Source organism: Aeromonas sp. R2-2 (assembly GCF_040908355.1).
GTDB lineage: Bacteria > Pseudomonadota > Gammaproteobacteria > Enterobacterales > Aeromonadaceae > Aeromonas > Aeromonas veronii.
Map to the genome: position 1 here is coordinate 39974 of NZ_JBFODQ010000012.1, position 21161 is coordinate 61134.

The 21161-nt window shown below is 60.1% G+C and carries 21 protein-coding genes and 1 pseudogene; 9 read left to right on the forward strand and 13 right to left on the reverse strand.

The window, feature by feature from the left end:
* Positions 1–83 precede the first annotated feature (83 nt).
* Genes ybeY through miaB form a run of 3 tightly spaced genes read right to left on the reverse strand, consistent with a single transcriptional unit; the run spans position 84 to position 3082 of the window.
* Positions 84–548, reverse strand: a complete 465-nt coding sequence (ybeY, locus tag AB5Z09_RS02240) for an rRNA maturation RNase YbeY (RefSeq protein WP_115522256.1) — start codon at positions 546–548, stop codon at positions 84–86.
* Positions 545–1594, reverse strand: coding sequence for a PhoH family protein (locus AB5Z09_RS02245; RefSeq protein WP_005354086.1), 1050 nt, complete (start codon positions 1592–1594; stop codon positions 545–547). The genes ybeY and AB5Z09_RS02245 overlap by 4 nt, the downstream gene beginning before the upstream one ends.
* A gap of 54 nt (positions 1595–1648) precedes the next feature.
* Positions 1649–3082, reverse strand: coding sequence for a tRNA (N6-isopentenyl adenosine(37)-C2)-methylthiotransferase MiaB (miaB, locus tag AB5Z09_RS02250; RefSeq protein ID WP_368194535.1), 1434 nt, complete (start codon positions 3080–3082; stop codon positions 1649–1651).
* Positions 3083–3347: 265 nt separating this feature from the next.
* Between miaB and AB5Z09_RS02255 the strand changes: the two genes are divergently transcribed.
* From AB5Z09_RS02255 to AB5Z09_RS02270, 4 genes are all read left to right on the forward strand, one after another.
* Positions 3348–4511 (forward strand): FAD-dependent oxidoreductase, encoded by a 1164-nt coding sequence (locus AB5Z09_RS02255; protein WP_042061083.1) that lies wholly within the window; start codon positions 3348–3350, stop codon positions 4509–4511.
* 49 nt (positions 4512–4560) lie between these two features.
* Positions 4561–5127 carry a cysteine hydrolase family protein gene (locus AB5Z09_RS02260; protein WP_368194536.1) on the forward strand — a complete coding sequence of 189 codons (567 nt, stop codon included), beginning with the start codon at positions 4561–4563 and terminating at the stop codon, positions 5125–5127.
* 132 nt (positions 5128–5259) lie between these two features.
* Entirely contained in the window at positions 5260–5916 is a 657-nt protein-coding gene (locus AB5Z09_RS02265; protein WP_139477398.1) for an excalibur calcium-binding domain-containing protein, read from the forward strand.
* Positions 5917–6115: 199 nt separating this feature from the next.
* Positions 6116–7054 carry a diguanylate cyclase gene (locus AB5Z09_RS02270; protein ID WP_368194537.1) on the forward strand — a complete coding sequence of 313 codons (939 nt, stop codon included), beginning with the start codon at positions 6116–6118 and terminating at the stop codon, positions 7052–7054.
* A 92-nt stretch (positions 7055–7146) separates the two neighbouring features.
* Here the strand turns inward: AB5Z09_RS02270 and AB5Z09_RS02275 are convergent, their stop codons facing one another.
* A complete protein-coding gene (locus AB5Z09_RS02275) occupies positions 7147–8055 on the reverse strand; it encodes a LysR family transcriptional regulator (RefSeq protein ID WP_368194538.1) in 909 nt (302 codons plus the stop codon).
* Positions 8056–8171: 116 nt separating this feature from the next.
* Here AB5Z09_RS02275 and AB5Z09_RS02280 point away from each other — a divergent pair, with 116 nt between their 5' ends.
* Positions 8172–8417: a hypothetical protein gene (locus AB5Z09_RS02280; protein ID WP_323910942.1), complete on the forward strand. Its 246-nt coding sequence runs from the start codon at positions 8172–8174 to the stop codon at positions 8415–8417.
* A gap of 20 nt (positions 8418–8437) precedes the next feature.
* A pseudogene (locus AB5Z09_RS02285) lies at positions 8438–9077 on the forward strand (HAD-IA family hydrolase).
* A gap of 107 nt (positions 9078–9184) precedes the next feature.
* On the opposite strand, the gene AB5Z09_RS02290 reads toward AB5Z09_RS02285, so the two are convergent.
* Complete coding sequence (locus tag AB5Z09_RS02290; protein ID WP_042082707.1) at positions 9185–9787, reverse strand: nitroreductase family protein; 603 nt, start codon at positions 9785–9787, stop codon at positions 9185–9187.
* 248 nt (positions 9788–10035) lie between these two features.
* On the opposite strand from AB5Z09_RS02290, the gene AB5Z09_RS02295 reads away from it, so the two are divergent.
* On the forward strand, positions 10036–11586 hold the full coding sequence (locus tag AB5Z09_RS02295) for a sensor domain-containing diguanylate cyclase (RefSeq protein ID WP_267517813.1): 1551 nt from the start codon (positions 10036–10038) through the stop codon (positions 11584–11586).
* A 247-nt stretch (positions 11587–11833) separates the two neighbouring features.
* Positions 11834–12316, forward strand: a complete 483-nt coding sequence (locus AB5Z09_RS02300) for a YMGG-like glycine zipper-containing protein (protein WP_005354064.1) — start codon at positions 11834–11836, stop codon at positions 12314–12316.
* Between the two features lie 96 nt (positions 12317–12412).
* Here AB5Z09_RS02300 and AB5Z09_RS02305 read toward each other — a convergent pair whose 3' ends face one another.
* From AB5Z09_RS02305 to AB5Z09_RS02325, 5 genes are all read right to left on the reverse strand, one after another.
* The gene (locus AB5Z09_RS02305; RefSeq protein ID WP_021229760.1) at positions 12413–13369 is read right to left on the reverse strand and encodes a D-2-hydroxyacid dehydrogenase; all 957 of its coding nucleotides are present in this window, start codon (positions 13367–13369) and stop codon (positions 12413–12415) included.
* A 143-nt stretch (positions 13370–13512) separates the two neighbouring features.
* Positions 13513–14277 (reverse strand): DUF3530 family protein, encoded by a 765-nt coding sequence (locus AB5Z09_RS02310; RefSeq protein ID WP_005354060.1) that lies wholly within the window; start codon positions 14275–14277, stop codon positions 13513–13515.
* Between the two features lie 134 nt (positions 14278–14411).
* Positions 14412–14978 carry an elongation factor P gene (gene efp, locus AB5Z09_RS02315; RefSeq protein WP_005362323.1) on the reverse strand — a complete coding sequence of 189 codons (567 nt, stop codon included), beginning with the start codon at positions 14976–14978 and terminating at the stop codon, positions 14412–14414.
* A gap of 45 nt (positions 14979–15023) precedes the next feature.
* The gene (earP, locus tag AB5Z09_RS02320) at positions 15024–16232 is read right to left on the reverse strand and encodes an elongation factor P maturation arginine rhamnosyltransferase EarP (protein ID WP_368194539.1); all 1209 of its coding nucleotides are present in this window, start codon (positions 16230–16232) and stop codon (positions 15024–15026) included.
* 95 nt (positions 16233–16327) lie between these two features.
* Positions 16328–17371 carry a GMP reductase gene (locus AB5Z09_RS02325; RefSeq protein ID WP_005348017.1) on the reverse strand — a complete coding sequence of 348 codons (1044 nt, stop codon included), beginning with the start codon at positions 17369–17371 and terminating at the stop codon, positions 16328–16330.
* Positions 17372–17752: 381 nt separating this feature from the next.
* Between AB5Z09_RS02325 and AB5Z09_RS02330 the strand changes: the two genes are divergently transcribed.
* Positions 17753–18247 (forward strand): ATP-dependent zinc protease, encoded by a 495-nt coding sequence (locus AB5Z09_RS02330; protein WP_368194540.1) that lies wholly within the window; start codon positions 17753–17755, stop codon positions 18245–18247.
* Positions 18248–18285: 38 nt separating this feature from the next.
* Here the strand turns inward: AB5Z09_RS02330 and AB5Z09_RS02335 are convergent, their stop codons facing one another.
* The 3 genes from AB5Z09_RS02335 to AB5Z09_RS02345 form a co-directional block, all read right to left on the reverse strand.
* On the reverse strand, positions 18286–19722 hold the full coding sequence (locus tag AB5Z09_RS02335) for an ATP-binding protein (RefSeq protein WP_368194541.1): 1437 nt from the start codon (positions 19720–19722) through the stop codon (positions 18286–18288).
* Entirely contained in the window at positions 19719–20405 is a 687-nt protein-coding gene (locus AB5Z09_RS02340; RefSeq protein ID WP_005335091.1) for a response regulator, read from the reverse strand. Before AB5Z09_RS02340 ends, AB5Z09_RS02335 begins: the two co-directional genes overlap by 4 nt.
* A gap of 130 nt (positions 20406–20535) precedes the next feature.
* Positions 20536–21102: a tetratricopeptide repeat protein gene (locus tag AB5Z09_RS02345; protein ID WP_234704167.1), complete on the reverse strand. Its 567-nt coding sequence runs from the start codon at positions 21100–21102 to the stop codon at positions 20536–20538.
* Positions 21103–21161 lie beyond the last annotated feature (59 nt).

The following is a 21161-nucleotide window of genomic DNA, read 5'->3' on the forward strand; positions in this document are numbered from 1 at the left end:
TTACTCGTATGAACACACTTGAAATAGTTCGGGTTATATAAGGATGGCCATCTGCTGTTTCAAGACGATGACCATCCGGTTCTTTACTCTTCGTCGTTCAGATAAGGATCGGCAAAACCTAGCTCCTGCATGATGTCGCGCTCAAGCGCTTCCATCTCTTCGGCTTCCTCATCCTCGATATGGTCATAACCTAGCAGATGCAGACTGCCGTGCACAACCATGTGGGCCCAGTGGGCCATCAGGGGCTTGCCCTGCTCCTCGGCCTCGCGCTCTACCACCTGACGGCAGATCACCAGATCGCCGAGCAGCGGCAGCTCCAGACCGGGTGGCGCCTCGAACGGGAAGGAGAGCACGTTGGTGGGCTTGTCCTTGCCGCGATAGGTGAGGTTGAGCTCGTTGCTCTCCGCCTCGTCGACGATGCGCACCGTCACTTCTGCCTCTTGCTGGAAGCCGAGAATGGTTCCGTCGAGCCAGCCTTGCAGTTGGGCTTCGGTGGGCAGGCTATCAGTGCTGGCACTGGCCAGCTGCAGATCCAGGGTTACGCTCATTGCTCGCTCTCTTTGCTGGAGTTTGTTTGGCCGGCCACCTTCTCGGCTGCCTGTTTGGCGTCGAACGCCTCATAGGCCTGCACGATGCGGGCCACCACCGGGTGGCGAACCACGTCTTTGGACTCGAAGAAGTTGAACGACAGACCATCGACCCCTGGCAGCACTTCCAGCGCGTGGCGCAGGCCGGATTTGGCGTTGCGCGGCAGGTCTACCTGGGTGATGTCACCGGTGACCACAGCCTTGGAGTTGAAACCGATGCGGGTCAGGAACATCTTCATCTGTTCGGTGGTGGTGTTCTGGGCCTCATCGAGAATGATAAAGGCGTCATTGAGGGTTCTTCCGCGCATATAGGCGAGCGGCGCCACCTCGATGATGTTGCGTTCCATCAGCTTCTCGACCCGCTCAAAGCCCAGCATCTCGAACAGGGCGTCGTAGAGCGGGCGCAGGTAAGGATCCACCTTCTGGGAGAGATCGCCAGGCAGGAAGCCGAGCTTCTCCCCCGCTTCCACCGCCGGACGGGTCAGCAGAATACGGCGGATCTCCTGACGCTCAAGCGCATCCACCGCCGCTGCGACCGCCAGATAGGTCTTGCCGGTACCGGCCGGGCCTATGCCGAAGCAGATATCGTGGCGCACGATATTGGCAATGTACTGGGCCTGATTTGGGCTGCGTGGCTTGATGAGACCGCGCTTGGTCTTGACCGTCACCTCCTTGCCATAGGGGATGCTCGGCGCCGGTTCGTCATCCTGCTCCAGCACTCGCGACTCCTGAATGGCCAGATGGACCATGTCGGGGGTGATGTCGGTCACCTTGCCACCCTTGAGGGGCTGGGTTTCCACATAGAGGTGCTTGAGGATGACGGCGGCGGCATCCAGCTGGGCCGGTTTGCCCACCAACTGGAAGTGGCTGTCACGGTAGCTGATCTCGACGCCGAGGCGGCGCTCCAGCTGCTTGATGTTGTCATCGAAGGGGCCGCACAGGCTGGCAAGGCGCTGGTTGTCGGCGGGCTCCAGATGCAGATTCAGGGTCGAGATGTGTCGGCTCAAAATATCCTCGTCTCAAGGCGCTCCCCATCCGCCGGGCGAATGGGGAGGAGGGGATTAATGGGGGGTGAAGGCGGCCACGCCCAGCTCGTCCGGTACGTTATCCGGGCGACGGGCCAGGATTTCGCTCGGGGCGGTGGCGATCCGCAGGTTCATCTCGCTCTCGCCGCGGATGAACTTGCCGCGCAGGGAGTTGGGACGCACCTCGGTGATCTCCACGTCGGCAAAGCCGCCGATCAGGGTGTGCTGGCCTTCGAAGTTGACCACCCGGTTGTTCTCGGTGCGACCACACAGCTGCATCGGGTCGAGCTTGGAGGGCCCTTCCACCAGGAGGCGCTGGGTGGTGCCCAGCATGGCACGGCTAATCTGCATCGCCTGGTTGTTGATGACGTGCTGCAGGCGGGCCAGACGGGCTTTCTTCACTTCCATGTCGACATCGTCGGGCATGTCGGCGGCCGGGGTGCCCGGGCGCGGACTGAAGATGAAGCTGAAGCTCATGTCGAAACCCACATCCTCGATCAACTTCATGGTCGCTTCAAAGTCTTCGTCCGTCTCGTTCGGGAAGCCAACGATGAAGTCGGAGCTGATGGTGATGTCGGGACGGGCGGCACGCAGGCGACGGATCTTGGATTTGTACTCCAGGATGGTGTGCGGGCGCTTCATCATGGTCAGAATACGGTCGGAGCCGCTCTGCACCGGCAGGTGCAGGAAGCTGACCACTTCCGGGGTATCTTTGTAGACTTCGATGATGTCGTCGGTGAACTCGATCGGGTGGCTGGTGGTGTAGCGAATGCGATCGATACCGTCGATAGCGGCCACCAGACGCAGCAACTCGGCGAAGGTGCAGATGCCGCCATCAAAGGTCGGACCGCGGTAGGCGTTGACGTTCTGGCCGAGCAGGTTCACTTCGCGCACGCCCTGCTGGGCGAGCTGGGCGATTTCGTAGAGCACGTCGTCCAGCGGTCGGCTCACCTCTTCACCGCGGGTGTAGGGCACCACGCAGTAAGTACAGTATTTGGAGCAGCCTTCCATGATGGAGACGAACGCGGTAGCCCCTTCGGCGCGAGGTTCGGGCAGGCTGTCGAATTTTTCGATCTCGGGGAAGGCGATATCAACCTGGGCACCATGGCCCTCTTGCACTTCCTTGATCATGGCGGGCAGGCGATGCAGGGTCTGCGGGCCGAACACGATATCCACATAGGGAGCGCGTTGGCGAATCGCATCGCCCTCCTGAGAGGCAACGCAGCCACCCACGCCGATCACCAGACCGGGCTTTTTGGCCTTGAGCTTTTTCCAGCGTCCCAGCTGGTGGAACACCTTCTCCTGCGCTTTTTCGCGGATGGAGCAGGTATTGAGCAGCAAGACATCTGCCTCTTCGGGCTCTTCGGTAAGCGTGTAGCCATTGCTGGCATCCAACAGGTCGGCCATTTTGGACGAGTCATACTCGTTCATCTGGCAACCCCAGGTTTTAATGTGAAGTTTCTTGCTCATTGCTTCTCTTGACTTGTTTTGAAATCGGCATGGTCAAAGGACCGCGCATTTTACTCCGCAATCTGGATACTGCCTAGCTAATATCCAGCTGGCAATGGTGCTCACCCGATACCTGTTGCCTGCAAGCTCAATAAGCTTTCTCCTTGATTTGACGCAGCAATTCCCCGTTTGTCTCACTGTTTATCAGCCGCCCTTGCGCTATCATGCAGCCATCCGGTTCACGTCCGGGCGCTGTCGCCGGACGCACCCTTTCAGGAATAAATGTATGGAACAGTGTGATATCGCCATCGTCGGCGCCGGCATGGTGGGCGCCGCCACCGCCTGTCTGCTGGCGGCTCAGGGCCTCTCGGTGCGGGTCATCGAGACCCAACTGCCGGAGCATTACGCGCCGGAGCAGCCGCTGGATCTGCGGGTCTCCGCCATCAGTCAGGCCTCGGTGGCGCTGCTGGAGCAGGCCGGTGCCTGGCACCATCTGCAGCAGATGCGGCTCTGCCCCTACCGCCGGCTGGAGACCTGGGAGCTGGACGGTTTTGCCACCCGCTTCAATGCCGCCGATCTCGGTCTGCCCCAGCTCGGCTACATCATCGAAAACCGGCTGGTGCAGCTCGCCCTGCTCAAACGGATGGAGGATTTCCCCACCATCCAGACCCACACCCCGGCGGCGGTGACCAGCCTGCGCCAGAGTGCGGATGAAGCTGTGCTGACTCTGGACGACGGCACCGAGCTGGCGGCCCGCTGGGTGCTGGCCTGCGATGGTGCTGAATCTCACACCCGCAAGCTGGCGGGTATCGGCGTATCGCGCTTCGAGTACCGCCAGCACTGCATGCTGATCAATATCGACACCGACTTTGCGCAGGAAGATATCACCTGGCAGCAGTTCACCCCGAGCGGTCCGCGCGCCTTCCTGCCGCTGCCCGGTCAGCACGGCTCTCTGGTGTGGTATGACAGCCCGGCCCGGATCCGGGCGCTGGCAGCCATGAGCAACGAAGGGCTTGCCGCCGAGGTGCGTCGCCACTTCCCAAGCCGGCTCGGCGGATTTACTGTCACCGGCAAGGGGAGCTTCCCGCTGGTGCGCCGCCACGCCAACGACTACCACGCCGGTCGGGTGGTGCTGCTTGGCGATGCCGCCCACACCATCAACCCGCTGGCGGGGCAGGGGGTCAACCTCGGCTTCAAGGATGTGGCCTGCTGGGCTGATCTGCTGCAAGGAGCTGGCGCCGACTGGCATCAGCTGGCGTTGGCCGAGCGTTACGAGCGGCGCCGTCGTCCCGACAACCTGCTGATGCAGTCGGGGATGGATCTCTTCTACGGGGTGTTCAGCAACGAGATTGGCCCGCTCAAGCTGGCCCGTAATCTGGCACTCAATCTGGCGGATAAAGCTGGCCCCTTAAAGGAAATGGCGCTGCGCTATGCACTGGGGCTGGTTTGACAGGTAGAAACCAGATAGCACGGGCTGAATGCGCGAAGGAGCAAAGGTGATGAACAAGGCACTGCTGGTGATCGATTTTATCAACGATATTGCCCATCCCGACGGGCGCATTGCCGCCTCTGCAGCCCATGTGCTGGAGCAGGATGCTGTTGCGCATGCCAATCAGGCGCTGGCCCATGCCCGCGCCAACGGCTGGCTGGTAGTGCTGATCAAGGTGGGCTTTGACGGCGGCTATCAGCTGCAACCCAAGGGGTCTCCCATGTTTGGTCGCGCTCACCAGTTGGGGGCGCTGTCGCTTACCGACCCAGGCACCGATTTTCACCCGGATCTGGATGTGCAGCCCGGCGATCTGGTGCTGACCAAGCCCAGGGTCAGTCCCTTCTATGGCACGGCGCTGGAGCCTGTGCTGCGGGCCAATCACATCGACCACCTATATCTGTGCGGAGTGAGCACTAGCTGGGCCATTCAGGCGGCAGCGCGGGATGGTCACGATCGCGACTACGCCATCACCATTCTGGAGGATGCCTGCGCCGCCGCAGATGCCACCGAGCATCACACCTCGCTGCGCATGCTGGGTCGCATCGCCGAGATCATCAAGGTGTCCCGGCTGGCTTGATCCTTAACGCAGGCAGCATCCGAGCACCGTGTTGAGATTGACTCTGCGGCCCCCTGTCGGGCCGTAGCGCTTTTGGGCAACATGATTGTCGGGCAAGATAGTCTTCACATGGATAACAACAAGGATGGACAGATGCGTTATCAGGGACGGATCGCGAGCTGGAACGAGGCGCGCGGCTTTGGATTTATTACGCCGGAGCAAAATGGCGCCGAGCAGGCAATGAATGGAGCACGCAGTGCAGGGCTGTTTGTGCATGTTACGGCGCTGCAATCAGATGGCCGCGTGCCAGAGCCGGGGGAGCGTGTCACCTATCTGATCGGCAGTGGCCAGGATGGCAAACCGAGGGCGTTACAGGTCTTTTTCCCCGATCGCCCGCTCACGTTGGCGGATGCCGTGCCGTCGGCCGCATCATCAGCGGCACCATCGTTTCGGGCAGCAAGTCAGCCGCCACGCCCCACCTCGACCAGAGAGAGAAGTAACCCCTATCGACGTCGCAAGAGCAGCTGGAGTGGCAAATTGATCCCCCTGCTGGTGCTCGTCGGCCTCTTTTCCATCTATTCCCGTTTCTCGGCCGAGTCGATGGCGCCATTGCCGGTCTCCTCTTTCAATCAGGAGGAGGTCAGCACGCCACAGGCAACGACCTTTATTCGCCAGTGTGATGGTCGGCAGCATTGTTCCCAGATGACCTCCTGCGAGGAGGCAACCTGGTTTTTGCAACATTGCCCGAACACCAAAATGGATGGAGAGGGCGATGGCATCCCTTGCGAAAATCAGTGGTGTGGTCATTAAATGTGACTTATCAAATACATATGCTCATGATGTGCTCTTGTTATCCGGAACAGGGAAACTGGCCTGAAACCTTGCCGGATGGTGTTCGATGGTGAAATTTGGTCTCAGTTGGCTAAGTGGAAATTGGGTGCTTTACTCCATCTGCTGACTTTATTGTTAATAGATGGCGGTATGCCACTTTTGCCACAGGATGGCCATCATGGTGGATGATATACAGAGGCCGCGAAGTCACTTCTCCGAGCGGGCTCATTATCTGGCTGTGCTGCTGGATTCGCTGGAAGACCAGATATCGGTGATAGACCGGGATGGCGTGATCCATTACACCAATCTCGCCTGGGAGCTGTTTGGTGAACAAAATGGCATGCCCAAGGGATATAACTGGCTCGGAGTCAATTACATGGGGGCTTGTGACGATGAAGCCGAGCCCTCTGGATTGGCTGCTGTGGAGGGGATCCTCCGGGTTATCCGTCATCAGCAGGAGAAGTTCTATCTGGAATACCCCTGCCACAGCCCCGACACCCAGCGCTGGTTTATGATGCGAGTAGCGCCGGTACCCGGGCTTGATGCCGAGTATTTTTCCATCGCCCATATCAATATCACCGAGCGCAAGCTGCTGGAGCTGGAAGTTGCCAGCCTCTCCCAACATGATCCCTTGACCGGACTGGCCAATCGGCGGCTGTTCAACAGCTTTCTGCATAACGAGTGGCGGCGCAGCATGCGTGAACACACACCGCTCTCCCTCATCATGCTGGATCTGGATAACTTCAAGGCGTGCAATGACCATCTTGGTCATCAGATGGGGGATGGCTCCCTCCAGCTGGTGGGCCATCTTCTGCAATCCTTCTGCCAGCGTCCGGCGGATCTGCCCTGCCGTTTTGGTGGTGACGAGTTTGCTCTGATCCTCGGCAATACCGATCGAGATGCGGCCCAGCGGATTGGAGAGGAGATCCGCCAGGCCATTAACGATCTCGACATCGTGGTGGCAAATAATATTCAGCTTAGCGCCAGCATTGGCATTGCTACCTACACGGCAGAGCAACTGCTGGAGGGAGAAGGGGCGTTGCTGGCCGCGGCCGATGCGGCGCTTTATTGCGCCAAGGGGGCGGGTAAAAACCGTAGCCACTGCGCCAGTTGTTGAGCCGCATTACCGCTTTTGTCCTGCATGCGCCCCCTTGATGGGGGCGCACTGTTTTGACGTGGCACGATGTTAGCTACCAGCGAGCGCTGGTTTCAGCGCTCGGGTGTGGCCGACACCGGCAGGGGATGGCTGGCGATCACCTGGTTGACGAAGTGATCCCGGATTGGGTCGGCAAAGTCCGGATTCCATACCATGCTGACCTCCCACTCGGAGCTGGGGCCTGAGAGGGGATAGAGGGTGACATCGGGCCCTGCGATAAAGCTGACGCTGCGTGGCAGAATGGCGTTGCCGATGCCCGCCGCGACCAGCGCCACCAGCGTCTGGATATCTTCGGCCTCCTGAACCATGCCGGTCAGCCGATTGGCGCCGAGGAAACCGGCGATCTGCTGGCTGAGACCGGGGCAGCGGTGGCCCACCATCTGCAACAGGGGTTGACTGGTCAGTGCCTGCTGGACGTCGAATGCGGCCGGGTCTGGCTCGGTCATCCGTGTCGGCACCGCCAGCACCAGCCGGTCGATCAGCAGTCTGTGCTCCTGCAACTGCGGCACCTGAGGTCTGCGCATAAAGCCAAGCTGCAACTGGCCGGAGATCAGCTGCTCCTGCTGGATGGCGGAGGGCATATCCTGCAGATGGACCATCACGTCCGTGACCTGCTGCTTGAAGCGGGCCACCAGCGCAGGGGCCAGTGCGAAACTCGACAGACCGAAGCCAATCTTGAGCCGACCGGCTACCCCGCTCGCCACCGCCAGCGCATGGCTTTCGAACTCCCGACCATGCTCGACCAGCGCACTCGCCTGAGTGAGCAGCTGGGCGCCGAGCGCCGTCAGCTCGGCACCATGGCGGCCCCGCTTGAATAGGGTGCAACCCAGCGTCTGCTCCAGCCCCAGGATCTGCTTGGTGAGGGCCGGTTGGGTGATAAAGAGGCGGCTGGCCGCTTCCCGGTAGTTGGAGGTCTCGGCCAGCGTCACAAACGCCTGTAGTTGCCTCAAGTCAAATTTCATTCCAATTGGTTATCCAAAGTGGCCATTTATTGATTATAAATTATCTAATCGCCTTGTTCTAATGGCTCGGCAAGGGGGGAATCGCCCTCCTCTGAACCGGAACAAGGAGCCATATCATGTCCACTCAACGTTATCTTTTTTTGATCAAGGGCACCCTGGTGCTGGCCCAGCCATTGGCGGCCCAGGAGACGGGGGAGCTGCTCGCCAGCCTGTTGCAACAGGGGTTTGTGGTCGGCCCCTTGCAAGTGTGGGCTGGCAGTGCCGAGCAGGCGTTGGCCTGTTATGAGCGTGCCGCCCAGCAGCAGGCCTTTGCCGATGCGCTCTCTGGCTCTCTGCCCGAGCTGGCCGGGGTGTCTGTATGAGAGCCTGTATGAGTGCTGGCATGAACACGCTCACCCTGTCGGTATCCGCCCTGCTGCTCGATATGGATGGCACCCTAGTCTGCTCGACCGGCGATGTGGAGAAGGTGTGGCGGCTCTGGTGCCAGCATCATCAGCTTGCCCCAGAGCCGGTGTTGGCTATGTGCCACGGTATGCGCTCACGTGAGGTAATCCGGGCGTCTGGATGTGGAGCGGGAAGCGGCGCGCCTCGACGAGCTGGAGATGCTGCATACCGGTGGCGACGCCATCTTTGGGGCTGGCGAGTTGCTGCGCCGCTTGCCGCCAGAGCATTGGTCCATCGTGACCTCCGCCAGTGAGCGGGTTGCCCGCCATCGCTTGAGTTGTGCCGGTTTGCCACTGCCCCACGTACTGGTGGGGGCCGAAGCAGTGATCAATGGCAAGCCCGATCCCGAACCCTATCTGCTGGGGGCTGAACGGCTTGGCGTGTCGCCCGATTGTTGTCTGGTGTTCGAGGATGCCCCGGCCGGTATCGAGAGCGCCCTGCGTGCAGGTTGCACCGTGGTGCAGGTAGGGGGGTATGCGCCGCTCAATCCGGCGGTGGTGGCGGTGATCCGCGACTGGCGCGAGGTGAAGGTGGAGTTGGGGGAAGGTGACTCCCTGCTGGTGACGCTGCCCGCCTGAGCGATGGAGATAAGGGGTTGTGGCTGCATATGCGCTATGAGCCATCCGCACTCTATGTTGCAATAAAAACGCCCCCGAACTGCGGGGGCGTTTTGCTTTCTCAACGGTTATTTGAAAACGCGGAAACGGGTGGCATCGTCGATAAAGGTCTTGTCGCCGGCCGGTTGCTTGATGCTGCCAAAGGGCATTTGGGCGCGCAGCAGCCAGCTGGCGGGCAGGTTCCACTCCTTGCGTACCGCCTCGTCGATCAGCGGGTTGTAGTGCTGCAGGGAGGCACCGACTTTCTCCTGCGCCAGCGTTGTCCAGACCGCAAACTGGGCGATGCCGGTGGCATGTTCCGACCAGATGGGGAAGTTGTCTGCGTAGAGGGCGAATTTTTGCTGCAGATCCTTGATGACATCTGTGTCTTCGAAGAACAGCACGGTACCGAAGCCTGCGCGGAAGCTGCCATCTACCTTGGCCTCACTCTGGGCGTAGGCCTCCGGCGGCACAATCTTTTTCAGCTCGGCTTTGACGATATCCCACAGCTTGTGGTGCTGGGCGCCAAACAGGATGACGGCACGGGAGCTCTGGGAGTTGAAAGAGGAGGGGCTGTGCCTGATGGCATCCTGGATCAGGGTCGTCAGCTGCTCCGGCGTATGGGACACCTGGTCGCCCAGGGCATAGATGGTACGACGTGCTTTGATCTGTTCGATAAACGGACTGCTCATAACATCTCCTTGTTCTGCTTGGCGTTGCAGCCGGTGATGGACGGTGTGTCCAGCGCCTGCCGAATCAGGTATAGACTATAACACCCGCAATGCAGAGCGGGGTTAACCCGGGGTAACTAGCGTTTTTCCTGTCAGTTGATATTCGTTTGCGAACCTTGACGTTTCGCTAATGTTGGAAGTGTCATTTAAGGGGCGCGAAAGTGATATTAATCAATGATTCACTCTCCTTTCTCTCCCACAATCCCTGTATGTTTTCTTGGTTCGGATGTGATGTGAGCCGTTCGTATCTCAATAAACGCTACTATGTGCTGGTTCCCCTCTCTGCATTGATTGGTTTGATGATCCTGATAGTGACGATCATCATGGCTATTGCCAGCTATCTGAGGGATATCGATATGACGGTATCCGGCTTCGGCCACATGGCCTCCTCCGTTGAAGCGTCCCTGATCCACGAGATGGTGAAGGTCAATGAGCGGCAACTGGCAGTGCTGGAGGCCTCGCTCGACAAGGAGAAGATCGCTCGCGGCGGGCTGGCCGACTCCCCCATCTGGGCCATTGCGCACAAGATCAAACCAGGTAACCACTACATCTACTTTTACAACCTGAACGCGGATCGTATCGACAGCTACCCGGACTGGCTACCGCCCCCCGGTTATCAGGCGGCGCTGCGACCCTGGTATCAGGTGACCACCATGCCGGGCGACGAGCTCGTCTGGTTTGGCCCCTACCCTGAATACAATACCAATGAACTGATACTCAGCCTGATCAAACGGGTGCGGGACGATCAGGGGCAGCTGCTGGGGCTGCTGATGGTCGACATGTCGTTCGACTCGCTGCAGCAGGCGCTACAACGGACGGTTGGTGGCAATCAGGCTGCACTCTATCTTACCTTGCGCGACAGCGGCCAGCTGGTGGTGGGCAGCAATATGGATCTGCTGGCAGATCACCCCATCGAGCAACATCAGGGCCAGCAGTGGCTCGGTCTGGATGTGTTGTGTCATGGCACTTTCCTGAAGCGCGAGCTGGCGGACATTGGCTGGGATCTCAATATCTATCTGCCGCCCGTGCTGTTTCGCAACAGCCTCTATGAGGCGCTGCAGATGGTGGTTTTGCCATTGATCTCCCTGTTTGCCATCTGGTGTTGCACACTGAGTCTGCTGGTGCGGATCTTCCGCCAGGAGCAGGCGCTGGTGTCGGGGTCACTGACCGGTATCGTGCGCAATCTGGAGAGTTCTCCCCCCATCACCAAGGCCAATACCTGGTTTGTGCGACGCAGCCTGAACGAGATCGATCAGGTCAGGGCCAGCTTCCTCAAGGGGCAGGATGCGCTGTTGCGGGACCCTCTGACCGGTATCATGAACCGGCGAGCCTTCGAGCAGCACAAGAGCGCGCTGGAGCTGAGGGGGGAGCGCTTCTGGCTGCTGCTGTTTGATATTGATCACTTCAAAGGACTCAATGACAGTCTGGGTCATGCCTTCGGCGATCAGGTGCTGTGTCGGGTGGCCAACTGTCTTGCTGATGTGCTGGGGGTGAGCACGGTTTACCGGATTGGTGGCGATGAGTTTGCCGCTCTGCTGCAACAGCCGCAGGATGAGTTGGCGGAGAAGCTCAATTGTCTGCTTGACGTGGTGCGACATCAACAGTGGCGTGAGCACAAGGGGCAGGTCACCTTGAGTATCGGCGGCGCCTGCCATTCACCCGTCGCCGACCCCATCTTCGAGCGTACTGATGCAGCCCTTTATCGTAGCAAGGAGGCTGGCCGGGACTGCTGGCATTTGGCGGATGAGGCTGCTGACTGACAGCTTTTGTCTCAGCGCAGTGGGCCTGTGCCGGGACACGACAACCAGATGGTGGGTCACCCTGCCGTAATAGTTTGGCTTTTTGGTGATTTTAATCTTTAAATTCAATCGCTTGATTTTACTCTTCCATTCTGGGCGGTGGCCGTGCGGCCATTGACTGTCGCATCCCTCATTTCTGCTGGCTGGCGAACCCCGTGGCGCTTTGTATAGTGCCGCTGAATATTAATCAGGTTTGACAGGAGTACCCATGGAGATGAATTCGCGTGCTCTTCGCGCACTGGCACTGCTGGGCGCCTTGCTGGCTGGCAGCACGACCGTGCACGCTTCCGAGACCCTCAATACCATTTTGGGTGGTGGCGCAGGTGGTGTGGCGGGGACCATGATCGGCAAGGAGCTGGGTGGCGATACCGGTGCGCTGGTGGGAGCAGCGTTGGGCGGTGCTGCCGGTGGGGCTGCGACGGCCAACAAGGGCAACAAGAATGAAGCGGCCCTTGGCGGCGCTGTGGGGGCGCTGGGCGGTGCCGCCATCGGCAAGAGTGTCGGTGGCGATACCGGGCAGCTGATCGGCGCCGGGGTCGGCGGGGCGAGCGGTTCGGCCATCGGTGCCAAGACCGGCGATGGCCACAAGAGCCAGGATCGCTATTACGATGATGACGACGATCATCACCATCACAAGCACCACAAGAAGTACAAAAAGCATAAGAAGCACAGATGGCACGACGACGATTGATGTGTGCGCAGTGAGTGTGGAAGATGCAAAACGGGGCCTGTTGGCCCCGTTGTGCATGGTGTGGTCACTCGATTTTGTGGTGACTCGATCGTGCAGTCACACCAGCCGGTGCTGACGGCGACCGGCGGCAAAGGCGTTGATGTTGTCGATCAGCTGATCGGCTAGCCGCTGCATCGACTCCTCGCTGGCCCAGGCCACATGGGGGGTCAGAATGAAGTGGGGGTATTGCAGCGCCTTCATCAAGGGATGGTCGGGAGGCGGCGGTTCGACGCTCGCCACATCGAAACCGGCGCCACCGAGGCGGCCGTTGGCCAGCGCTTGCAGCAGCGCCTCCTCATCCACCAGCCCACCGCGGCCGACGTTGATCAGCAGAGCGCCCGGTTTCATCAGATCCAGCTCCCGCTCGCCAATGAGGTTGCGGGTGTAGGGGGTGAGCGGGCAGTGCAGGCTGATCACATCCGAACTTTGCAGCAACTCGTCGAGGGGGAGGCGATCCTCGTCGTGACTGGTGCCGACCTGGCTCTGGGCGTAACGCACTGTCATCCCCATCCCTTTGGCCCGCTCGCCAAGCGCCTGTCCCAGAGTTCCCTTACCGATGATGCCAAGCTGCTTGCCGTGCAGATCCATGATGTTGTGGTCGAAAAAGCAGAACTGGCCGCTCTGCTGCCAGCGCCCCTCCAGCAGCGACTGGCGCCAGCAGAAGAGGTTGCGCGACAGGGCCAGCATCAGCGCCATGGCGTGCTCTGGCACCGAGGGGCCCGAGTAGTTGCGAATGTTGCACACCCCGACGTTGGCGGCGCGGCACGCTTCCAGATCCACGTTGTCGCTGCCGGTGGCGGCCAGGGCGATGAGTTTGAGCTCCGGTAGCTGGGCCAGTTCGGCGGCGCCGATCCGTACCTTGTTGATGATAGCGATGCTGGCATCTTTGAGCCGTTCCACCACCTGTTCCGGGGTAGTACTTGGATAGCTTTGCCAGTGGTGGGGGAAGTCGGGGTGATGCAGGGTGATGCCCGCATCCAGGGTATCGCTGTCGAGAAACACAATCTGCTGCATGGGCCTTCCTGCCATTGTTCAGGTTCGAGAGGCCATGATGCCAAAGAGGATGCAGTCAGGGCCAGCCTGCCGCTGTGTCATGGCTGGGCTTTATCCGGCAGATGTGAGCTTGCGCGCTTTATTGCGCCACGCTAGCGGCCGGTTTAGAGCCAGCCCAGATGGTTGAGCCAGCCCTGAATGCGGGTGGGGGTCTCCTCCAGCTCCATCAGGGCGTAGGGGCGATAGTTGAGCTTGTTGCTGCGCCGGCTCTCGCTTTTGCGGGCCTCGGCGGCCAGCAGGGGCCAGCGACCGCCATCCTCCTGATAGAGGTCCAGGGTGGGGATGGCCGCCTGAGCCACCTGTTTGGCCAGGGTCTGGTTGCTCTGCTGGTTGGGGAAGAAGCCATCGAGCAGCACCAGCGCATCGGGGGCTGGCAACTGTTCGCTGGCGATGAGGTTGGCTGTCCAGGCGGCGCCAGTACCTTGCGCCAGGATCAGCTTGAAGCCCCCCTCCTGCAGCTTGGCATCCGCCAGCTTGCTGATCCGCTCGGCAAACTGCTTGCGAAATGCATCGCTGTTTTTCGCTTTTTTCTCGGCGGCTGGGTCCAGTTCGGTCTGCTGGGGGGAGGGGAGCAGCAGCAGGGTATCAAAGCCCAGTCGACCAAGGGCGCGAGTCAGTTGCCAGAGCTGGCCGCTGCGCTGCCAGTCGGGTAGTAAAATGGCGAGCCCCAGATAGTTTTCACTGTCGTGTTTGGCGAACAGCACTGTCTGCTTGTCGATTTGGGTAGCATCGGGCAACCCTTTCCAGTCGCTGGCTTGCCAATGGTCGAGGGGCATAGGTTCGGCAACGGGGGGCGCAACCTCGCTCGCCTCTGCCCCATGGCCAGCCAGCAAGGTCAATAACAGCAGTGATAAGGATAATCTGGCCATAGTGTGCTCCCCCGGTTATCTGGGTTAGCGGCGGCGGCGGGATTTTCTGAAGGCGGGCGGTGTGATGGCAACTCGGAGGCAATAAAAAAGCGAGCCGTTGGCTCGCTTTTTTGCAATCAATTCAAAGCGGTCAATTAGTTGACGCGACGCTTGAATTCGCCGGTGCGGGTATCGATTTCGATCTTGTCACCGATCTCTACGAAAGCGGCAACAGCCAGCTCGTAGGTAGTGCCTTTCAGACGGGCAGGCTTGGTCACTTTACCGGAGGTGTCGCCACGGGCAGCCGGCTCGGTGTACTCAACTTCGCGCACGATGGTGGTCGGCAGTTCTACGGAGATGGCTTTCTCGTTGTAGAAAGTCACTTCGCAGATGTCTTCCATGCCGTCTACCAGGTAGTTCAGCACGTCACCCAGGTTGTCTTTCTCTACGTCGTACTGGTTGTACTCGGTGTCCATAAAGACATACAGGGGGTCAGAGAAGTAGGAGTAGGTGCACTCTTTACGTTCCAGCTGAACAACGTCCAGCTTGTCGTCGGCCTTGAAGACGGTCTCGGTAGCGCTGCCGTTCAGCAGGCCCTTCAGCTTCATTTTGACCACGGCGGAGTTACGGCCGGATTTGTTGAATTCAGCCTTCTGAACCACCATCGGCTCGGTGCCGATCATGACTACGTTACCAGCGCGGATTTCCTGTGCGGTTTTCATGTAAAAAATTCCTGTTCGTGAAACGGACGGATAAAAACTGCCAGATTATATACGGCTTTCCAGAAATTTCACCAACCGTGTGACGAGATCCCCATCCCGGAGCAACTTCTGTGACCAGCTTCGCCCATGTTGCTGCCAAATGGCGCTATATCGTGGCCATTGGCCCCAAAGTTCGCGGCAATCTTCGCCACGATTGAGAGCCAGATTAAAGCGGCGCAGCCATTGGCCGCACTCGGCGGGTAGATCGGATAAGTAGTGGTCAAGGAACTGCTCCAGCTTGACCAGATGAGCCTCCTCCTCCTGTTGGTAGATATGCCAGAGGAAAGGACGAGCGGCCCACTGGGCCCGCACGAAGGAGTCCTCCCCACGCACCAGATTGAGATCGCAGTTCCACAGCAGTCGATCGTAACCGGCCTGATCGGTCATCGGCAGCAGCTTGATGGTGAGGTTGCCCGAGTGGAGCAGATCCCCCGCTTTGGCCGCAGGGATGGCATCAGTCAGACCGGCACCGGTGAGCACATCGTTGAGAGAGCGCCCCAGCGGCAGCAGCAGGGTGACGGGCGTGGCGCTCTGGCACCAGCTCTCGACCAGGCTCTTCAGCGCATCGCTCTCGTAGGTAAAGATGCTGACCCGCAGCTCGTTCTCTTGTTTTGGCTGCAAACCGAGGCTGGCCCAGTAGGCTGCCAGTCCCGCATCATCTTGCTGCCACTGTTCCCGTTCGGTGATGAGGTCGTGCTCGCACAAAAGGCCGCCGGTTTTAGCGGTAAAGCCCGGGAAGAAGAAGTATTTGTTGAGGCTCTGGTTGCCAACTCGCTGTGGCGAGGCGAGGCCGTGACAATCCTCGACCCAGCTCTCCGCCGAGAGGTACTCCAGATTGATCCAGCAGGGGGGCTTGGGTTGGCTCGCCATCAGTTCGGCCATTTGTGCAATGAAGGGGGCGGGCAGTTCGCAGGCAAAGGCTTCGATCACCACCCTGGCCGGTGTCATGTCGCTCGGCAGGGACTCATGCCAGTGCTGGATATAGATGCCATCGACCCACTGACCATCCTGCGCCGGGTCGAGCCCTGGACAGATGCGGGCAAAGCTTGCCAGATCGTCCACCCAGAGCCGCACCTGAACCTCATTGCCATGTGCCGCAATATTCCCCTCCCGTTTTAGCTGGCGGGCGAGTCGCCAGGTGACGCCAATGTCACCGAAGTTGTCGACGACGCAGCAGAAGATGTCCCAGTCAAACGGGGGCAGGGGAATTGTCATGGCTCGGGATCCCAGATGCAAAAAACCGGTGCGCAGGGTAGCACACCGGTTGACTGGCTTCTAACCGTCAGCGCGTTACGGCGGTCTGTGGCAGGTTACTCTTTGCCGTAGACGTTGTTCTCTTGTTCGCGTACCCGGATAAAGGTGGTGCGTTTGGTGAGCTCTTTCAGCTGGCTGGCGCCCACGTAGGTACAGGTGGAGCGCACGCCGCCCAGAATGTCGCGCACGGCGTTCTCGACCGGGCCGCGGTAGGGCAGCAGTACGGTTTTACCCTCGGAGGCACGGTATTCGGCGACGCCGCCGGCGTGCTTGTCCATGGCGCTGGAGGAGCTCATGCCGTAGAACTTCATGAAAGGCTCACCGTCTACATCGACGATCTCGCCACCGCACTCCTCGTGGGCTGCCAGCATGCCGCCCAGCATCACGAAGTCGGCGCCGCCGCCGAAGGCTTTGGCGACGTCGCCCGGGCAGGTGCAGCCGCCGTCACCGACGATCTGGCCGCCGAGGCCGTGGGCCGCATCGGCACACTCGATGATGGCAGAGAGTTGCGGGTAGCCGACGCCGGTCTTGACGCGAGTGGTACAGACCGAGCCCGGGCCAATACCGACCTTGACGATGTCAGCGCCGGAGAGGATCAGCTCTTCGACCATCTCGCCGGTCACCACGTTGCCCGCCAGAATGACGTGGTTGGGGCAGGCTTCACGAATTTTGCGCACGAACTCGACGAAGTGTTCGGAGTAGCCGTTGGCCACGTCGACACAGATGAAACGCAGCGCTTCGGACATGGCGAGGATCTGGCGGGTCTTGGCGAAATCTTCAGCCGAGGTGCCGGTGGAGACCATCACATGGCCCAGCAGCGCCGGGTCGGTCTCGTTAACGAAAGCTTGCCACTGCTCAAGGCTGTAGTGCTTGTGTACCGCGGTCATCATCTCGAAACCGGCCAGCGTGCGCGCCATGGCGAAGCTGCCGACGGTATCCATGTTGGCAGCGATAACGGGTACGCCTTGCCATTGGGTCTGAGTGTGTTTGAAGGTGAACTGACGGGTCAGGCTTACTTGGGAACGGCTCTTGAGAGTAGAGCGCTTGGGGCGGAACAGGACATCCTTGAAACCGAGCTTCAAGTCTTCTTCGATACGCATTACAAATTCCTTATTGAGCCTTGTTGAAAGTCACTTTTGCAGTGGCAAATTTTCGGCAGGCGCAAAAAAACCGGTGGTTTTCAGGCCCTCCGGTTTACAACAGTGTAGGCAAAAATCCCTTCAGAACAAGACTGATAATTTGTAAATCCTTGTGGTAGCCTTTGGCGTCACAACCTGAGGTTAACCACCAGTTTCATCCAGCACCGTTCGGTGCCTTGCTCTCTTACGATATTCCCGCCCGCTTGGGCCGCCGTTCGGCCACTCTTTGTCGTCTCTCTCCTGACCCGCCAGATATTATCCAAGTAGCTGAAATAAATCGGATTGACCCACAATGGGACTGTGGTAGATCTGGGCGCAGGATTGACAAGGCAGGGCAGTAAAATGGGCAAGATGATGGTGGGGATCACCCTGATGCTGGCACTGTGTGGCAGTGCGCTGGCTGAGACCCCGACCAGCTATGGCTGGATCGAGAAGGGGCTTATTTTGCCTACCGGCGTGGCGGTGAAGATGAAACTCGACACCGGTGCGCTCACCTCTTCCCTCGATGCACGCTCCATCACCAGATTCAAACGGGATGGCAAGCCCTGGGTGCGCTTCATGCTGGTGGTAACTGATGCCGACAGCGGCAAACTGGTCAAGCAGCAGTTCGAGCGGCGGGTCGAGCGCAGCGTGACGGTGCGCGGAGCGGGCGGTATGGAGCAGCGGCCAACGGTGACCATGGCCATCTGTCTGGGGGACAAGGTGTATGAGGAGTGGTTCACCCTGCGAGATCGCAGCAAGATGATCTATCCGGTACTGCTGGGCCGCCGGCTGCTGGCTGAGCTGGGCCCGGTGGACTCCAGTCGAACCTTTACCGTGCAGCCAGATTGTCATTGAAAGTAAAGAGCCCGCATCGCGGGCTCTTTACTTATCGCTTATCTTGCCGGCGGGAGCGGGAGTAACACGCTCACCTCCAGCCCCCCTTCCGGCCGGTTGTGGACATCGAGGTCGGCGCCGTGCAACTGGGCGATGCGCGAGACGATGGCCATGCCGAGCCCCACGCCATCCCCCTGCTGGGGATTGACCCGAAAGAAGCGTTCATACAGCCGGGGCAAGGCGCTGGCGGGAATGCCGGGGCCGTTGTCGCTCACATCCACCCTCACCCGGTTACCCTCTCGCAGTACCCGCACCCTGATCTCGCCCTCTGGCTGGGTGTAGCGCAGCGCATTGTCGATAAGGTTGCTGAACAGCAGTTCGAGCAGGGTGGCCTGCCCCATCACCAGCTGCGGCAATTCACACTCCAGCGACAGTTGCTGATCCTTCTTGAGCGCTATGGGAGCAAGCGTCGCCAGGGTGCCTTGCAGCAGGTGGCCCACCTCAAGTTCGGTCAATACCAGCCCCTGCTGGTTGTCGATACGGGCCTGGGTCAGCAGTTGGCGGATCAGCCGATCGCTGCGGTCTAGGGCCTGCAGCATCTTGTGCAGGGATTGCTGGCGGCTGGCGTCATCATCGGCAGCCAGGGCATTTTCACTGTGGATCCGCAGCACCGCCAGCGGGGTGCGCAGCTCGTGGGCCGCCTCGTTGGTGAACTGTTTCTCTCGCTCTATGGTCTCCGCCAGCGCCTGCATCAGCCGGTTGATCTCGTTGGTGAGGGGGGTCAGCTCCTGAGCGCTTATCTTGAGGCTGAGCGGGCTCAGGTTGGCGGGGTGACGCTCGCTGATGGCTTGGGCCAGCTGGCGCAGGGGGGCCAGCCCGCGGGTGATGAGCCACCAGAGCAGGGCCAGCAGGAACGGCAGGGTGATCAGCAGCGGCAGCATGGTGAGGGTTGCCATCTTGCTGGCCAGTTCGCTGCGCTCGTCGTCCCGCTCGGCTACCACCAGCCAGGTCTGCTCCTGCTGGTTGTAGAGGGTGAAGGTGCGCCACTGGTGGTTATCTTTTTCGACCGTGTCAAAGCCGATGGCCAGGGTGACCAGCGGCTGCTCCGGGGCGCTGGGGGCGCGCAGTAGCAGGCCGCCCTTTTCATCGAGCAGCTGGAAGTAGAGATTGCGTTCGAACTCGTGGCCGTAGGGGGTGATCTCCCGATCTTCGCCGGTCAGGTTGAGGCTGGGGTCTTTTTGCCACTCATCGGGATTTTGCGCCTCCCACTCCTGATAGACGGTGCCGTTGGCGGGCAATTGCCCCTGCTGGGCCATATAGCGGGCCAGCAGCTGGTTGGTGATGCGGGCCGACTGGGCGAGGCGGGCATCAAACAGCTCCTCCATTTCGTGGCTCGCCTCCATGTAGCCGATAAAGGCGCTGATGGTGAGACTCAGGCTCACCAGCGTCAGGATACCGGTGAGCAGAAAGCGGCGAATGGAGCGCGGGCGTTTCATCGTGCGGGTGTCCGGCTTGGCTGTTCGAGCTGGGGAATGATGTAACCGACCCCGCGAATATTGCGGATGAGGTCGCTGTAGAACTTCTTGCGCAGATGGTGGATATGCACCTCTACCGCGTTGCTCTCGGCCCCTTCATCCCAGCCGTAGAGGCTCTGTTGCAGCTGATCTTTGCTCAACACCCGGCCGCTCTGGCTGATCAGCTCCTGCAGCAACTTGTATTCATGGGGGGTGAGTTTGACCGCCTCCCCCTGATAGGTGACCTGCTGGGATTCGGGATAGATAAGGATATCGCCATACTCCAGCACCGCCTGAGCCTGCCCCTTGCTGCGACGAACCAGGGCGCGCAGGCGGGCGTTGAGCTCCTGCAGGGCGAAGGGCTTGACCATGTAGTCGTCGGAGCCGGCATCAAGGCCGACCACCCGATCGTCCAGCGCATCGCGGGCGGTGAGGATCAGCACAGGCAGTTGGTGTCCTTCACGCCGCAACTTGCGCAGCAGGCTGAGGCCATCGATGTCGGGCAGGTTGAGATCGAGGATCAGGGCGGCGAATTCGTCGCTCTTGAGGGCTGCCAGAGCGGGCAACCCCTGTTGCAGCCAGTCCACCGTGTAGCCGCTATGGCGCAGTGCATCCTGCATACCATCCCCCAGCATCACATCATCTTCCACCAGCAGGATCCGCATTCTTTTCTCCCTGTTTGTTGGGTGTGGCGATCTGGCTCAGCGCCAGGGCGTACCGTGGCATAAACAACCCTGCCCACCAGTATGCAAGCTGGTGGGCAGAGTTTAAATAGTTCTTTGATCCATCAGGGTTTTATAGCTTGGCCAGCCGATCGCGGATCTCCATTCTGCGCCCTTCGTCGGCCACTTCGCGACCCGGGCGGGCCGGGGCGGCCAGCGCCTTGTCGAGGTAGGTTTTGGCCTCGGCCTTGCGACCCTGATCCAGCAGGAAGTCACCGTAGAAGAAGTTGGGATCGATGCCATCCGGATTGATGGCCAGCGCCTGCTTGAGCAGCTGCTCTGCCTTTTCGTCATCGCCAAAACCGACCGGCCAGCCGGGCACCTGATAGTAGAGGGAGCCCAGACTGGTGTAGGCGGAGCCGTCCAGCGCCTTGGGATCCTGTTTGAGCGCCAGCTCCAGCTTGGCTTTGGCCTCTTTCACCAGACCCAGTGCCCCCAGCCCCCCTTTGGCCCCCGCCCAGGTGCTCTTGACGATGGCCGACCAGATCAGCAGATCGGCGCGAAAGGGCTCCTTGGCGCTGGCCGCTTCGGCCTGGGTGCTCAAGGTTTCGAGGCAGCTCTCTTTCGCCTTGCCGGTCTGTTGATACTGGCAGACGGCCCACTGTTGCTGGATGGGGACGAGGGCATCACCCGCGGCCATGACCGAGGAGGACCCCAGCAGGATGGCGATGGCACAAGAGGTCACTGATTGACGGAAAA